14 protein-coding genes are annotated in these 16,197 nt (G+C 65.3%); 13 read left to right on the plus strand and 1 reads right to left on the minus strand.

The annotated features are described in order from the left end of the window. The 5 genes from MRY84_RS07115 to dgoD all read left to right on the plus strand — a co-directional run. Positions 1–1,425 (plus strand): IlvD/Edd family dehydratase (locus MRY84_RS07115; RefSeq protein ID WP_291505044.1); only part of this gene is annotated, 1,425 nt, incomplete at its 5' end. Positions 1,426–1,550: 125 nt separating this feature from the next. Then, positions 1,551–2,489 carry a dihydrodipicolinate synthase family protein gene (locus MRY84_RS07120; protein ID WP_291505045.1) on the plus strand — a complete coding sequence of 313 codons (939 nt, stop codon included), beginning with the start codon at positions 1,551–1,553 and terminating at the stop codon, positions 2,487–2,489. A 7-nt stretch (positions 2,490–2,496) separates the two neighbouring features. Continuing rightward, entirely contained in the window at positions 2,497–3,540 is a 1,044-nt protein-coding gene (locus MRY84_RS07125) for a 2-dehydro-3-deoxygalactonokinase (RefSeq protein WP_291505046.1), read from the plus strand. Continuing rightward, positions 3,537–4,196 carry a 2-dehydro-3-deoxy-6-phosphogalactonate aldolase gene (locus MRY84_RS07130; protein ID WP_116749616.1) on the plus strand — a complete coding sequence of 220 codons (660 nt, stop codon included), beginning with the start codon at positions 3,537–3,539 and terminating at the stop codon, positions 4,194–4,196. Before MRY84_RS07125 ends, MRY84_RS07130 begins: the two co-directional genes overlap by 4 nt. A gap of 57 nt (positions 4,197–4,253) precedes the next feature. After that, a complete protein-coding gene (gene dgoD, locus MRY84_RS07135; RefSeq protein ID WP_291505047.1) occupies positions 4,254–5,402 on the plus strand; it encodes a galactonate dehydratase in 1,149 nt (382 codons plus the stop codon). Positions 5,403–5,643: 241 nt separating this feature from the next. Here dgoD and MRY84_RS07140 read toward each other — a convergent pair whose 3' ends face one another. Next, positions 5,644–6,588, minus strand: coding sequence for a LysR family transcriptional regulator (locus MRY84_RS07140; RefSeq protein WP_291505048.1), 945 nt, complete (start codon positions 6,586–6,588; stop codon positions 5,644–5,646). Positions 6,589–6,684: 96 nt separating this feature from the next. Here MRY84_RS07140 and MRY84_RS07145 point away from each other — a divergent pair, with 96 nt between their 5' ends. From MRY84_RS07145 to MRY84_RS07180, 8 genes are all read left to right on the plus strand, one after another. Next, positions 6,685–7,683: a tripartite tricarboxylate transporter substrate binding protein gene (locus tag MRY84_RS07145; RefSeq protein WP_291505049.1), complete on the plus strand. Its 999-nt coding sequence runs from the start codon at positions 6,685–6,687 to the stop codon at positions 7,681–7,683. Then, entirely contained in the window at positions 7,683–9,116 is a 1,434-nt protein-coding gene (locus MRY84_RS07150; protein WP_291505050.1) for a D-aminoacylase, read from the plus strand. Before MRY84_RS07145 ends, MRY84_RS07150 begins: the two co-directional genes overlap by 1 nt. A 14-nt stretch (positions 9,117–9,130) precedes the next feature. Beyond that, positions 9,131–10,063 (plus strand): ornithine cyclodeaminase family protein, encoded by a 933-nt coding sequence (locus tag MRY84_RS07155; RefSeq protein ID WP_291505051.1) that lies wholly within the window; start codon positions 9,131–9,133, stop codon positions 10,061–10,063. Continuing rightward, the gene (locus MRY84_RS07160) at positions 10,060–11,283 is read left to right on the plus strand and encodes a D-amino acid dehydrogenase (RefSeq protein ID WP_291505052.1); all 1,224 of its coding nucleotides are present in this window, start codon (positions 10,060–10,062) and stop codon (positions 11,281–11,283) included. Before MRY84_RS07155 ends, MRY84_RS07160 begins: the two co-directional genes overlap by 4 nt. Beyond that, positions 11,280–12,218, plus strand: a complete 939-nt coding sequence (locus tag MRY84_RS07165; protein ID WP_291505053.1) for an N-carbamoyl-D-amino-acid hydrolase — start codon at positions 11,280–11,282, stop codon at positions 12,216–12,218. Before MRY84_RS07160 ends, MRY84_RS07165 begins: the two co-directional genes overlap by 4 nt. A 76-nt stretch (positions 12,219–12,294) precedes the next feature. Continuing rightward, positions 12,295–13,185 (plus strand): hypothetical protein, encoded by an 891-nt coding sequence (locus tag MRY84_RS07170; RefSeq protein WP_291505054.1) that lies wholly within the window; start codon positions 12,295–12,297, stop codon positions 13,183–13,185. Continuing rightward, positions 13,182–15,527 carry an ATP-dependent DNA helicase gene (locus tag MRY84_RS07175; RefSeq protein WP_291505055.1) on the plus strand — a complete coding sequence of 782 codons (2,346 nt, stop codon included), beginning with the start codon at positions 13,182–13,184 and terminating at the stop codon, positions 15,525–15,527. The genes MRY84_RS07170 and MRY84_RS07175 overlap by 4 nt, the downstream gene beginning before the upstream one ends. Before the next feature lie 108 nt (positions 15,528–15,635). Continuing rightward, positions 15,636–16,157, plus strand: coding sequence for a hypothetical protein (locus tag MRY84_RS07180; protein ID WP_291505056.1), 522 nt, complete (start codon positions 15,636–15,638; stop codon positions 16,155–16,157). Positions 16,158–16,197 lie beyond the last annotated feature (40 nt).

Below are 16,197 nucleotides of genomic sequence, written 5' to 3' on the forward strand. Positions count from 1 at the left end.
ATGGACGTGGAAGAGGCCATTCGCGGCAACCCCATCGACGCGGTCGTGCTGCTGGTGGGCTGCGACAAGACCACGCCCGCGCTGCTGATGGGCGCGGCCAGCTGCGATGTGCCGGCCATCGTGGTCACGGGCGGCCCCATGCTCAACGGCAAGCTCGACGGCAAGGACATCGGTTCGGGCACCGCCGTATGGCGCCTGCACGAATCGTTGAAAGCCGGCGAGATCAACGAGCACCAGTTCTTCGCGGCCGAGGCCGGCATGTCACGCTCCGCCGGCACCTGCAACACCATGGGCACGGCCAGCACCATGGCCTGCATGGCCGAGTCGCTGGGCACATCACTGCCGCACAACGCAGCCATCCCGGCAGTGGACTCGCGCCGGTATGTGCTGGCCCACATGTCGGGCAAGCGCATTGTGGAGATGGCACACGAAGGGCTCACGCTCTCCAAGATCCTGACCCGCGAGGCGTTCGAGAACGCCATCCGCACCAACGCCGCCATCGGCGGCTCGACCAACGCGGTCATCCACCTCAAGGCCATCGCAGGCCGCATCGGCGTGCAGTTGGACCTGGAGGACTGGACGCGCATCGGGCGCGGCACACCCACGCTGGTGGACCTGCAGCCCTCGGGCCGCTTCCTGATGGAAGAGTTCTACTACGCGGGCGGCCTGCCCGCCGTGCTGCGCCGCCTGGGCGAGAACGGCCTGCTGCCCCACCCCAACGCCCTCACCGTCAACGGCAAGAGCCTGTGGGACAACGTGCGCGAAGCCCCGCAATACAACGACGAGGTGATCCGCCCGATCAGCAACCCGCTGATTGCCGACGGTGGCATCTGCATCCTGCGCGGCAACCTGGCACCGCGGGGCGCCGTGCTCAAGCCCTCGGCCGCGTCGCCGGAACTGCTCAAGCACCGGGGCCGCGCCGTGGTGTTCGAGAACCTGGAGCACTACAAGGAGCGCATCGTCGATGAAAACCTGGACATCGACGCCAGCTGCGTGATGGTGCTCAAGAACTGCGGCCCCAAGGGCTACCCCGGCATGGCCGAGGTGGGCAACATGGGCCTGCCGCCCAAGCTGCTGCGCCAGGGCGTGAAGGACATGGTGCGCATCTCCGATGCTCGCATGAGTGGCACGGCCTACGGTACCGTGGTGCTGCACGTGGCACCCGAGGCGGCTGCCGGCGGCCCGCTGGCCACCGTGCGCGACGGCGACTACATCGAGCTGGATTGCGAGAACGGCCGGTTGCACCTGGACATCAGCGACGAGGAACTGGCCGCGCGCCTGGCGGCGCTGGACAACACCGATCAGGGCGGGCGCGGCGGCTACCGGCGGCTGTATGTGGACCATGTGCTGCAGGCGGACGACGGCTGCGACTTCGACTTCCTGGTGGGTTGCCGGGGAGCTGCGGTGCCTCGCCATTCACATTGATGTGGAACACCCCCCTGAGGCGCTTCGCGCCTGCCACAGAAGCATGCTACAAGTTCGATAGCTGTCAGCGCTTTACAGATAAGCGCTAGAGCCATATTTCTCTTCAGTATTTTCTGAAACCCGCCATGCCAGCCACTCACTCCCTCCAGAACCCTCGCTACCGAGGCATCTTCCCCGTGGTGCCCACCACCTTCCACGAAGACGGCACGCTCGACCTCGACAGCCAGAAGCGCTGCCTCGACTTCATGATCGATGCGGGCGTGGATGGCGTCTGCATCCTGGCTAACTTCTCCGAGCAGTTCTCGCTGTCGGATGCGGAGCGCGAGGTTCTCACCCGCACATCGCTGGAGCATGTGGCAGGCCGTGTGCCCGTCATCGTCACCACCACCCACTATGGCACGCGCGTGTGTGCCGAGCGCAGCCGCGCCGCGCAGGCCATGGGCGCGGCCATGGTGATGATCATGCCGCCCTACCACGGCGCCACCTTCCGCGTGCCCGAGGCGCAGATCTACGAGTTCTATGCCCGTGTGTCCGACGCGATCCGCATTCCGATCATGGTGCAGGACGCGCCCGCCAGTGGCACCGTGCTGTCGGCACCGTTCCTCGCGCGCATGGCGCAGGAGATCGAGAACCTGGCCTACTTCAAGATCGAAGTGCCCGGCGCCGCCAGCAAGCTGCGCGAGCTGATCCGCCTGGGCGGCGACGCGATTGAAGGCCCGTGGGATGGCGAAGAAGCCGTCACCCTGCTGGCCGACCTGGATGCCGGCGCCACCGGCGCGATGACAGGCGGCGCGTTCCCCGACGGTATCCGCCCCATCATCGAGGCGCACCGCCAGGGCGACATGGACCAGGCGTTTGCGCTCTACCAGCGCTGGTTGCCCCTCATCAACCACGAAAACCGCCAGGGCGGCATCCTCACGGCCAAAGCGCTGATGAAGGAAGGCGGCGTGATCGCGTGCGAGGCAGGCCGCCACCCCTTCCCCCCCATGCACCCCGAGGTGCGGCGCGGCCTGATCGATATCGCGCGGCGGCTGGACCCGCTGGTGCTGCGCTGGGCCAGATAAGCAGGCTATGGCCGACACCGCCGACCTCTCAGGCACCAGCCTGGTCGCCCTGGACTGGGGCACGAGCGCGCTGCGCGCCTTCCGCATGGATACCCGCGGCCACGTGCTGGAAACCCGGCACCGTCCCTGGGGCATTATGAACTTGCCCCCTGCGATCAACGGCACTGCGGATCCCGAACCTGGCGCGGCCTTTGAACGCGCACTGCAAGACACCTGCGGCGACTGGCTGGCCGCCACACCCGGCCTGCCTCTGCTGGCCTGCGGCATGGTGGGCAGCGCCCAGGGCTGGCGCGAGGCCAAGTACCTGCCGACGCCCACCTCGCTCGATGCACTGGCGCGGGGCCTGACGCTGGTGGAGCGGCGCGACGGTCCGCCGCTGCACATCGTGCCGGGCCTGTTGCAGCAAGGCGCGCTGCCCAACGTGATGCGCGGCGAAGAAACCCAGGTGCTGGGCGTGCTGGCGGGCCTTGCGCTGCCTGCGGATGCGCCCGTGCTCATCGGCCTGCCCGGCACCCACAGCAAATGGGTGCTGGCACGCCGGGGTCGCATCGAACAGTTCCACACCTTCATGACCGGCGAGGTGTTTGCCGCACTGCGCGGCCACACGATTCTGGGCAAGACCATGCAGGCCGCAGCGGCACCCGACGACGATGCCTTTGCGCGCGGGCTGGAGGTGGCGCGGGGCAGCGATGCCGCGCTGGGACTGCTCTCGCACATCTTCAGCACCCGCACGCTGGGGCTGACCGGCGCGCTGGCGCCTACCGCGCAAGCGGACTACCTCTCGGGCCTGCTAATCGGGTACGAGGTGGCCAGTCTGAGCCGCGTGCAGGGTCAAACCCCAACAACACCACCAACGCTGGTGCTCTGCGGCGAGCCCGACCTGTGCCGCCGCTACGCCATCGCGCTGCAGACCTACGGCTTTGCCGCCCCCACCATCGCCACGCAAGCCACGGCCATCGGGCTGTGGCAGATCGCGCTGGCGGCAGGGCTGGTCGTTGCGCCAGCCCCCTCCTCCTCACACCCCTTCACCGCCGGGAGTCTGGCCGCATGAACCCCATCGACAAAGCCCTGTTCCACATCCTGCAGCGCTGCGGGCTCATCGCCATCCTGCGCGGCGTGCAGCCGCACGAGGTGGTGGCCATCGGCCATGCGTTGTACGACGCAGGGTTTCGCATCATCGAAGTGCCGCTCAACTCCCCCGAGCCGCTGGCCAGCATCCGCGCGCTGCGCGATGCACTGCCCGCCGACTGCCTCGTGGGTGCAGGCACGGTGCTCTCCATCGATGCCGTGGCCGATGTGGCCGCAGCCGGTGGGCAGATCATCGTCATGCCCCACAGCGACCCCGACGTGATCCGCGCGGCCCGCGCCGCCGGCATGGCCTGCGCGCCCGGCGTGGCCACGCTGACCGAGGCCTATGCCGCGCTGGCAGCGGGCGCCAACATGCTCAAGCTGTTCCCTGCCGAGGCGCTGCCGCCCCATGTGCTCAAGGCCTGGCGCGCCGTCATCACGCCGCCCATGGCACTGGTGCCCGTGGGCGGCATCGTGCCCGAGAGCATTGCCCCTTATGCGGCAGCGGGCGCCAGCGGCTTTGGCCTGGGCTCGGCCCTGTACCGGCCCGGTGACCAGGCCCCCGAGGTGGCACACAAAGCCGCGGCGTTTGCGCGGGCGTGGCAGGCGTCGTTTGGAACCGCGCCCGCCACTGCCTGAACTGCCCCCTACTCGCTCCAGACAACCCAGCATTTCTGAACCGACTGCCCAGCCCCCATGAAGATCACCCGACTCACTACGTTCATCGTCCCGCCGCGCTGGTGCTTCCTCAAAATCGAAACCGACGAAGGCATCACCGGCTGGGGTGAGCCCGTGCTGGAGGGCCGCGCCCACACCGTGGCGGCTGCGGTCGATGAACTGGCCGACTACCTCGTTGGCAAAGACCCGCGCCACATCGAAGACCACTGGACCGTGCTGTACCGGGGCGGCTTTTACCGGGGCGGCGGCGTGCACATGAGCGCACTGGCCGGGATCGACCAGGCCCTGTGGGACATCAAGGGCAAGGCGTTGGGCGTGCCCGTGTCCGAGCTGCTGGGGGGCAATGTCCGCAGCCACATCAAGGTCTACAGCTGGATCGGCGGAGACCGCCCCAGCGAGACGGCGGCCGCTGCCCAGGCCGCCGTGGCACGCGGCTTCACGGCCGTGAAGATGAACGGCACCGAAGAAGTGCAGTACGTGGACAGCTACGACAAGGTGGAACGCTGCCTGCAGAACGTGGCCGCCGTACGCGAGGCCGTGGGGCCGAACGTGGGGATTGGCGTGGACTTTCACGGCCGCGTGCACCGGCCCATGGCCAAGGTGCTGGTCAAGGAGCTGGAGCCCTACAAGCTCATGTTCATCGAAGAGCCCGTGCTGAGCGAACACGAAGAGGCGCTGAAGGAAATCGCCCGCATCTCGTCCACCCCCATCGCCCTGGGCGAGCGGCTGTACTCCCGCTGGGACTTCAAGCGCGTGCTGCACGAAGGCTACGCCGACATCATCCAGCCCGACCCCTCACACGCAGGCGGCATCACCGAAACCCGCAAGATCGCCAGCATGGCCGAGGCCTACGACGTGGCCCTGGCCCTGCACTGCCCGCTGGGGCCCATTGCCTTGGCGGCCAACCTGCAGCTGGACGCCGTTTGCTACAACGCCTTCATCCAGGAACAGAGCCTGGGCATCCACTACAACCAGGCCAATGACTTGATGGACTATATGTCCAACCCCGAGGTGTTTGCGTACCAGGACGGCATGGTGGCCATCCCCACCGGGCCGGGGCTAGGCATTGAGGTGAACGAAGACTATGTGCGCGAGCGGGCGCAGGAGGGACACCGGTGGAGGAACCCCGTGTGGCGACATCGGGACGGGAGTTTTGCGGAGTGGTGAAGCCGCCAGGCAGCTGCTGAGGATTCTCTGCCGGTTCTATTTTTGACACTGCGGCCGCTTCAAACCCACAGTCAACACGGCGAATCGAAACCTCTGTTTGCACTCTTTCAGAAGGAGCACGACGCCTATCGTGATTTTGATCGTGAGTTTGCAAGCCGTGTCCGTTGTCCTCGCGATGGGTGCGGCTATGCCGCTGGGCGCTTTTCAATCGACACACCGGACCCCTCTGGTCTTTTGGAGATCAGCCCACGCCGTCCTTCTCCTGCCCGCTGCCCGACCGAAGCAGCCAATCGCGAAACTTCTGCAGCGGAGCGAAATCACCTTTCCATGAGGGCTGGCGCAGATAGTAGGCGTTAGCCGCTGTCCAGCTCAAACGCGAAAGCTGAACAAGTTGCCCCGAACCAACGGCCCCATGCGCCACATACTGCGGAAGCAAGGCCACGCCAATTCCAGCGATCGCTCCATTCAATGCCATCGACAAAAGGTCGTAGACCGGGCCGCCATGCATTTGGCGCGGGTCCAACTCAGCATTGGGGAACGCGGTCGCCATCCAGCCCGGCCACGCCTCCTGCACCGTAGTGTGCCGGATCAGAGGCTCGTTCCCCAGCAGGCTTAGCAGTGCGTCCGGCGCGAGCTGTCGAGCCCTTGCCTTCATGTAACGGCGCGCCACGGATGGAGCTGCATAGGGCTGCAACTTCAAATCCAACACTCTGTCCGCAATGATGTCCCCCGATGCTCCAGAGCAGAACTCGATGGACGCGTCGTGCGGGGAAGCTCGAAAGTCCACTGGGCCGATCTTGGTGGAAAGATTCAACGTGACCTCAGGATGCGCGGACACGAACGAAGCGAGACGCGGCATGAGCCAGTAAGAGGCAAAACTCGAAGCGACCGAAAGGTTCAAGGTTCCTCCTCGTCCCTTGTTTGTCAAAACTTCCTGGGTCGCGCGCTCAATCTGTCTCAGCGCCATGGCGACTTGGTCTAGATAGCCGCGACCGACTGCGGTGAGTTCCAGCCCCGCCCGTCGCCGCGTGAACAGCCGAATCCCAAGCATTTCTTCCAAGCCGATCACCTGATGGCTCACTGCACCCTGAGAAAGATGCACCTCCTGGGCTGCGCGCGTGAAGCTTGCCAGCCGTGCGCTGGCTTCGAAGCACCTCAGGGACATCAAAGACGGAAGAGAAGTCATATGCGGAAAATTGATGCGATATCTAAAACAATTCGATTGTGACTGAGTTATTCAAGGCAATAAAGTTGCTTCACCCGCAATGAGGAGCAATCTTCCATGAATACTTTCAATACAACCAACTTTCCCCGTCGTCGGGCGCTTGAGCGACTGGCGGTCGGGGCTGCCGCCATCGCGGCGCCTGCCCTGGGCCGTGCGGACGCCTGGCCATCGCGGCCCATCAAGCTGGTGGTTCCTTCCGCCGCAGGCGGCACGCCTGATCTCATCTGTCGCGTTCTGGCCGCCGAACTCGGCCCCGCCATCGGTCAATCAATCGTGATCGACAACAAACCCGGCGCAGGCGGCAACATTGGTATGCAGGAGGTATTCAGAGCGCAAGGCGATGGTTACACGCTGGGCTACGGCAACGTGGTGACGCTCGCGATCAACCGACACTTGTATGCGAAGCTCCCGTATGACCCGGACGAACTCACCGGGGTCGCTCTGATCGGAACCGTGCAGAACGCGCTGATGGTGCGAAACACTCTGCCGGTGAAGACAGTCCAGGAACTCGTGGCGTATGCAAGGCAAAACCCAGGCAAGCTATCCATGGGGTCGGCGGGCAACGGAACGACGGGACATCTGGGCGGCGAGCTGTTCAAGTCACTGACCGGGACATTCATGACGCACGTGCCCTACCGGGGCAGTCCGAACGCCCTGAACGATCTGATGGCCGGGACCATCGACGTCATGTTTGACAACCTTTCGTCCTGTGGCCCGCATATACGGTCGCAGCGTGTGCGCGCTCTTGGTGTGAGCGGCGCGCGCCGCTCTCCCTACTTTCCTAGCCTGCCGACCATTCAGGAGGCGGGGGTGAAGGGATACGAAACCACGGCGTGGGGCGGCATCGTCGGGCCCAAAAACCTGCCCAAAGACATCACCGCGCGGCTGAATGCGGAAATCAACAGGATCCTCTCCATCCCAGCGATCCGGGAGAAATACAAGGACCTGGCTTTTGAGACCATGGCGTCCACGTCCAACCTCATCATGACGATGGCAAAGCTTGAAAGCACGCAGTGGGGGGATGTGATCAAGCGCTCTGGTGCGAGGGTCGACTAATGGGTGACCCTAGTTCTCCCCTGCTGATCCGTGGCGCCGAGGTGGTGGACGGCACTGGTGCTCCGCGCGTGCGCTCCGACGTACTGCTGCAAGGCGATACCGTCGTGGCAGTTGCACCACCTGGTCAGCTAACTGCGCCCAGGGAGATGGACGCCAGCGGCAAGATCCTGTGCCCCGGGTTCATCGACACGCACTCGCACGACGACGCATTGGTGCTTGAGCGGCGCATTCCACACCCCAAGTTGATGCAAGGCGTGACGACGGTCGTGACCGGAAACTGCGGCATCAGCTTGGCTCCGCTGGTGACGCAACATCCGCCCGCACCGCTGGACCTGCTGGGCCCGGACAGCTATCGCTTCCCCAGCTTTCGCGCTTATCTGGACGCGCTCGACAATGCGCGCCCGGCCCTGAACGTGGTGCCGCTGGTGGGCCACAACACGTTGCGGGTAGCCCACCTTGCTGACTGGCGCGTGCCTGCAACCGCAGAAGAAACCGAGTGCATGCGCCGTGGGGTAGCGCACGCGATGGATGACGGGGCCTTTGGCCTCTCCACTGGCGTTTTCTACCCGCCCTCGCGAGCGGCAGGCACGGATGAACTGCTGGCGGTGTGCGGGCCTGTGGGTGAACGCAACGGCATTGTGGCGATGCACATCCGGGACGAAGGCGACCAGATCGACGCAGCGCTGAAGGAGGCTCTCGATGTGGGAGCCATGGCTGGCGTGCGGCTTGTTCTGTCGCATCACAAGGTTGTGGGAAGCAAGAACTTCGGTCGCACGCGCCACACGCTTCGCGCGGTCGACATCGCCGCTCGCACGCAAGCGGTCTGCCTGGACTGCTACCCCTACGAAGCGTCGTCCACGATGCTGTCGCCCGCCAAGGCCGCCGCTACAGGCCATGTACTGATCAGCTGGTCGAAGCCGCATCCCGAATGTGCAGGCCGGACGCTGGAGTCGATCGCGCGGGATTGGAATGTGGGACTCGAGGAAGCTGCGACACGCCTTCTGCCTGGCGGGGCGATCTACTTTGGCATGTCGACCGAAGACGTGGACCGGGTATTGGCGCACCCTCTCACGATGGTGGGCTCCGACGGTTTGCCGCACGATGCTCGCCCCCACCCTCGGCTGTGGGGAACCTTTCCGCGCGTGCTGTCGCACTACGTTCGCGAACGCCGGCTACTGACACTGGAGGAAGCCGTCCGAAAGATGACGGGCTTGCCGGCCCAGCGCTTCGGTCTGGCCCAGCGGGGGACGGTGGCTGTTGGCCATGTCGCCGATCTGGTGCTGTTCGATCCAGAGGCAGTGGAAGACCGGGCGCGCTACGAGAACCCGCAAGCCCCGCCCGCAGGCATCCATGCCGTTTTCGTGAACGGCAAGCTGGCCATGCAGAACGGGCAAGTCCTGGAAAGCCACGCAGGACGCCGACTCACCCCTTAGATGACAACAACACCGTGAACATTCTGAACGACGCGCAGGTGAGCAACCTGCTGGACTATGAAGGAACTGAAGATGCTTTGGTTTCCGCCTTTGGCGACCTCGGCCGATCGCAGGCCCAGGCCATGGTCCGCAGTCGCGTGGACTGCGGACCAGTCAAGCTCAGCGCCATGGGCGCCATCTGGCTTCGGCACCAAATTGCGGCCGTGAAATGCTACCCGACCATCGAGGGCCGTTTTGCTTTCGCATTGAACCTCTTCGACTTGCATCGCAACGAACTCGTCGCAGTGCTGCCGGGCACTGAGATCACCCGGTTCCGCACCGCCGCGATGGCGCGCTTGGCCGCACGGGCGGCCTGCCAGGGCGTGCCCGAGATCGCGTGCATATTCGGCTTCGGGACCATTGGCCGAAGCATCGGTGCCGCTCTCGATGGCGCCCTACCCATGCAGGAGCTTCACATTGTGGACCCCGCGGTGGACGCGCAACTGCTTGCATCCATGCAGCCAGCCTTCAAATGTCGCTTGAAGATCGCCAGCGTCGATAGCGTTGAGCGCTCGGGCCTCGTCATCACGGCCACCCGGTCAAAAACTCCGGTGTTCAACGGAAAGCGGCTGGCTCCCGGCACGACGGTGATCGCCATGGGGACCAGCTTGCCCAATGGCAGCGAGCTGGATGAAACCACACTGTGTCGCGCAGCACGGGTCGTCGTCGAATGGAAACCACAGAGCATTTCAGAAGCCGGCGAGGTAGTGCTGGGACTGAAGTGTGGTGCCCTGTCGCCTGACCGCCTCGTGGATCTTCCCGAACTGTTGACAGGACGCGCCAACTGGCGGGAGTCATCGTCAGACATCGTGGTATTCAAGTCGGTGGGGATCGGCCTCGCGGACCTGGCTGCGGCTTGGCTGGCTTGTGCGCGCCATAAGGCCGCGGCTCGAAGGGAAACGGTATGAAAGTCTGCGTCATCGGGGCTGGCGTGATTGGCTGCGCAACGGCCTATACCCTGCAGAAGGCGGGACACGAGGTGACGGTGGTGGATGCCGCTTCTGCGGCCGGCACGGAAACCAGCTTCGCCAACGGTGGCCAACTGAGCTACAGCTATGTGGAACCTTTCGCGAGCCCATCAACGTTTTTCAGCTTGCCACGGTACCTGTTTGGCGCAAGCAGCCCCGTGCGCTTTCGTTTGCAGGCGGACACCCGACAGTGGCTGTGGGGTGCAAGGTTCCTATGGGCATGTCGGCGCAAGCGAACATTGGCCGGTACAAACGCGCTGCTTGCGCTGGCGCAGGAGAGCCGGGCTGCGCTTGAAAGTTGGATGAATGAGGGCGAGCTTGCGTTCAATTTCGCCCGCAATGGCAAGCTTGTTTTGTGCCCAGACGCGCGCGTTCTCGCCAGCCAGGCGGCGCAGGTGGCCGCCCAAGCACATGCCGGCGTGCGGCAGGAATTGCTTAACCGCGACGAGTGCGTGGCCAGAGAACCCGCGCTACGGCACTATGCGTCCCGCTTCGCCGGCGGTGTATGGACGCCGACCGAATGCGTGGGGGACTCTCACCTGTATTGCCAGGCTCTGGAGGGCGCCGCCAGAGCCCGCGGAGCCCGCTTTGTATACGGCTCGGAGGTGCGCAGGATAGTTCAGCGCCATGGACGGGCACGCGCCGCAGTCACTGCGGCAGGCGAGGTGGAAGCGGACGCGTTTGTCCTTTGCGCAGGGGTTGGCGGCCGCGGGTTGGCGGCCTCCCTTGGCGAGCGACTCCCCATCTACCCCATCAAGGGCTACAGCGTCACACTGGCAATGCGTCCCGATAGCCCGCCTCCCACCGTCAGTGTGACCGACCTTTCCCGAAAGATGGTGCTCGCTCCACTCGGCGGCAGATTGCGCGTTGCAGCGATGGCGGAAGTGGTCGGCTACAGCCGCGATGTCCCATCGGAGCGGGTGGACCAAATGCTGGACGCAGTGGAGACGATCTATCCCGGCCTCTGCTTGCGGGAAGACACGGCTCCCTGGGCAGGCCTGCGGCCCGCAACGCCGGATTCAGTGCCCATCGTGCGTCGATCGCGTGTACCCAACGCAGTGCTGAACCTTGGCCATGGCGGATTGGGATTCACCCTGGCTGCAGGCAGTGCAATGCGTGTCGCTCACCTGCTGGGCGAGCCCGCAAGGGATTGCGCATGACACGAAAACTGAAGATCGCAGCGGCGCAACTCGGCCCCATCCAGCGTAGCGACACGCGTAGCGACGCCACGCGCAGACTGGTCGAACTACTGCGCGAAGCCCATGCGGTGGGAGCCAGGTTCGTGGTTTTTCCTGAGCTGGCCTTTACCACCTTCTTTCCGCGCTGGTGGCTGGACGCCCAGGACGAAGTTGATCGCCTGTACTTCGAGGAGGCAATGCCATCCGCAGAAACCATGCCGCTGTTTGACGAGGCGCGCAGGCTGTCGGTCGGGTTCTCGATCGGATACGCCGAAAAGGTCGTAGACGCAAATGGCGAGATTCGGCGCTTTAACACCTCCATTCTTGTCAGCCCCGATGGCCGAATTGCCGGCAAATACCGCAAGATCCATTTGCCGGGCCACGCCGAATACAAACCCGATGCGCCGTTTCAACACCTGGAAAAGAAGTACTTCGAAGTCGGTGACCTTGGATTTCGAGTCTGGCAATACATGAACGCAGCCGTGGGCATGTTGATCTGCAATGATCGCCGCTGGCCTGAAGCTTTCAGGGTGCTCGCTCTGAAGGGAGCCGAGCTGGTCACGCTGGGCTACAACACGCCCGCCGAGAACCTGCACTACGCCGAGCCGGAGCCGCTGCGGGTGCATCACCACCTCATCATGGCGCAGGCGATGGCCTACCAGAATGCCACCTGGCTGGTGGAAACGGCCAAGTGTGGGCGGGAAGATGGCTTCAGGATGTTTGGCCATTCTCTGATCGTGGCGCCGACTGGCGAAATCGTGGCGAAGACGCTCACGGAAGAGGACGAGGTGGCCTCGTTCGACTGCGATCTGGACATGGCAGCTAACTTGAAGCGAACCATGTTTGACTTTGCACGACACCGCAGACCTGAGCACTACGGACTTCTTGTCCAACCTTCAGCAAACACAAGCCCGTGAGGGGAGCACTGGGTGGTGCGCGGCCATTTCATACTGTGATTAAAATCAGTATTCTTACCACCCCGCCCTCGCTCATATGACGGCGCCCGCATCCGAGACGTTGGCCTCTACACCTGCCCAGCTCAGCCGCTTTCACCGCACCCGCCTGATGCAGATCTGGCGCTCGGCGGGGTGGCCGTGCAAGGATGGGTTGGAGATTGACCTGCTGGCTGCGGGCCTGATCAGTTTGCACACAGCACCCGATGGTTGCGAAACCCTACGCCTCACCGACGAAGGCATCCGCACGTTGGCGCAGGCCCGACAGCGCGGCGTGCGGGCGCTGAGCCTGCACGACCGGCTTGGGCAAAAGTTTGCGGCGCAGTTGCTGGCTTCGGGGCGCATCGTGTGGACCGAACTGTCACTGCGCGCGGTGATCGACACCGTGCCGATGGGGGATGTGGTGCCGCCTGCGGCCACGGCCGATACACCCACCAACACCGCGCCCGCCATGGCGCCGCTGTGGGCCGAAGATGACCACGCCCCTGCTGCCCGCGCCGCTGCCAATGTGTGGCGCATGGCCCGGCCCGATCTGTTCTCGGTGCGCAATACCTCGGTGCCCGCCTACCTGCAGCCCATGGTGCACGAGGTGAAGGCGAGCCGGGCCGACCTGCTGTCGGACCTGCGGCACGACGCCAAGCGGCAGGCCTATCAGTGGCTGTGCGAGGAGTGTTACTACGTCTTCCCGGCAGGCATTGCCGAGCCTGATGAAATCCCCGAGCACTTCGGCATCTGGGTGCTGCATGGCAGCGTGGAGGATGGCCGCTTCGAGTTGTTGCGCCCTGCGCGGCACAACCGCTGCACGCTGCCCTTTTCGGTGTGGATGGCGCTGTGCAAGGCACCGCCGCTGCGCAGCGAGGACGAGCTGGCCCAGGCCCACCTGGGCGAGCCCCCCGCCGCTGCCGCTGGCAGCCCCGACGCCGCGCCATGACCTACACCGTGGCAGTGCGCGAGCTGTGCGAGTTCACCGCCAAGCAGGGCGACCTGGACCTGCGCTTCACACCCGCGCCCACCGCGCTGGAAGGCATAGCGGGCCACGCCGTGGCTGCATCGCGCCGCGGCGCGGGCTACCGCACCGAGGTGGCGCTGAACGGCAGCTACCAGAGCCTGCTCGTGCGCGGCCGGGCCGATGGCTACGACCCCGCCCAGCGGCGCATCGATGAGGTCAAGACGTTCAAGGGCCAGCTGGACCGCCAGCCGGCATCGCACCGTCACCTGCACTGGGCGCAGGCCAAGGTGTATGGCTGGCTGCTGTGCGAGCAGGAGCAGCTGGCGCACATCGACGTGGCCCTGGTGTATCTGGACGTGGGCACGCAGCAAGAGACGGTGCTCACCGAACGCTGCAGCGCGGCTGACCTACGCCAGCACTTCGAGACCCAGTGCCAGCGCTTCATTGCCTGGGCCGAACAACAGCTGGCCCACCGAGCCGCCCGCGATGCGGCATTGGCCACGTTGGCGTTTCCATTCGGCGGCTTTCGTACCGGCCAGCGCCCACTGGCCGAGGCCGTGTACAAGGCCGCGGTGGCGGGCCGCTGCCTGCTGGCCCAGGCGCCCACGGGCATTGGCAAGACCATGGGCACGCTGTTTCCGCTGCTCAAGGCAGCGCCCACGCAGCGCATCGACAAGGTGTTCTTTCTGGCCGCCAAAACCTCGGGGCGGCAGATGGCGCTGGATGCGCTGGCGCGCCTGTCAGACAGCGCACCGGCGCTGCCCCTGCGCGTGCTGGAGTTGGTGGCGCGTGACAAGGCGTGTGAACACCCCGATAAAGCCTGCCACGGCGAATCCTGCCCGCTGGCCCGGGGCTTTTACGACCGCCTGCCCGCCGCCCGCGCCGCAGCCTTGGCCTCCACCGGCGCTGGCCACCCCGCCCCCGCCCTGCAACAAGCCCGCGTGCGTGAGGTAGCGCTGCAGCACGATGTCTGCCCCTACTACCTGAGCCAGGAGCTGGCCCGCTGGGCCGACGTGGTGGTGGGCGACTACAACTATTACTTTGACCTGGGCGGGCTCCTGCATGGCTTGGCCCAGGCCAACCAGTGGCGCACGGCGCTGCTGGTGGACGAGGCGCACAACCTGGTGGAACGCGGCCGCAAGATGTTCACCGCCGAGCTGCAGCCCGCCGCCTTGGCCCAGGCCCGCAGCAGCGCCACCGCCGCGCAGCATGCGCCGGTGAAGAAGGCGCTGGACAAGGTGCGCCGCGTCTGGGTGGCGCTGGACAAGGCGCAAACCGCGCCATATACGGTGCTGAGCGAATTCCCCGACAAGCTGATGGCCGCGCTGCAGCAGTGCACCACCACGCTCACCGAACACTTCACCGACCACCCCACGGAGCCCGATGCCGCGCTGCAGGCGTTCTATTTCGACGCGCTGCACCTGCAGCGCATGGCCGACCTGCTGGACGCGCATTCGATGGTGGACATCACCCGGCCGGACCAGCCCTCGGCGCGCGGAGGCGCCAAGGCCAGCAAGGCCGGCGATTCGGTGGTCTGCATCCGCAACGTGGTGCCCGCCCCGTTCCTGCAGCCCCGGCTGGCCGCTGCGCACACCGGCACCTTGTTCTCCGCCACGCTGCAGCCCGCGCACTACTACGCGGACCTTCTGGGCCTGCCGCAAGATCATGTTTGGCTGGACGCCGAATCGCCCTTCGAAGCCAAACAGCTTCAGGTGCGGGTGGCGCACCACATCTCCACACGCTACGCCGACCGCCGAGCGTCCCTGGCCCCCATTGGGGCGCTGATCGCCCGGCAGTTTCGCGCCCGGCCCGGCAACTATCTTGCGTTTTTCAGCAGCTACGAGTACCTGCAGCAGGTGGCCGAACTGTTTTCCCAGCAGCACCCCGACGTGCCGCACTGGTGCCAGTCGCGCCGCATGCGCGAGGACGAGCAGCGCGCGTTTTTGGACCGCTTTACCGAAACAAGCCAGGGCGTGACCTTTGCGGTGCTGGGCGGTGCATTTGCCGAGGGGATCGACCTGCCCGGCCAGCGGCTGATCGGGGCCTTTGTGGCCACCCTGGGCCTGCCGCAGATCAACCCGGTCAACGAAGAGATCCGCCAACGCATGCAAGCCCTGTTTGGCGCGGGCTACACCTACACGTATCTCTACCCCGGTCTGCAGAAGGTGGTGCAGGCCGCCGGCCGCGTGATACGCACGCCCACTGATGAAGGCGTGGTGCATTTGATGGATGAGCGCTTTGCCAGCGCCGAGCTGCGCCCGCTGCTGCCCACGTGGTGGCAGGCATCCAGTGCCCCTTGCAGCGTTGATCCAGTCAAAACTTGACATCCATCAAGCCTGCCGTGTGGCACTGCCCCGCACAATGACTACCTGGGCCCGGTCCAGATCGTGGCCGACCGCGACATCCACTCACTACTCAAGCCTCACCCGCCGATGCCCCTGCTCTCGATACCTCGGACCTGGTGGGCCGCCATCTGCCTCCTGCCTCTGCTGGGCTGCAGCCAGCAGGCGCCCGGCGGGCCGGCGCAGAAGGCGTTCGATGCCCTCGTGGTGTCGTGTACGCAATTCATTGCAGCACGCGAACCCTATCTGCGGCCAGGTTCTGGCGGCGAATGGATCAAGACCGGCTACAGCCCGGCGCAAGTGCAATCCGAGGTGACCCGTACCGAATCGGCCGTCACCCCTTACGTCGCCAAGATCGTCATCAAGGACAACGAGGCCCAGGCCACGGCCACTACGGAGGCAGCGGCCCGAGCCGTGCCGCTGACGCCAGCACACTTGCTGTCCAACCGCACGCACACCTTCATCTACCGCTTTGATGGCCAGCAGTGGCATTGGCAAAACGGACAGAAGCTGACCAAGATCCCGGGTCAGCGCGACGCCATCACTTCGCTGGCGCTGGCGGACATCTCCGGACCGAGCCCGAGGGGCTTTGCGGGCTGTCTGCCTCGCTGATGAGTCCCGCGTTGAGGCGTACGGGGGGCGGTCCAAGGTA

Origin of the sequence: Acidovorax sp. (genome assembly GCF_022763525.1) — a bacterium.
Taxonomy (GTDB): Bacteria; Pseudomonadota; Gammaproteobacteria; order Burkholderiales; family Burkholderiaceae_C; genus Acidovorax.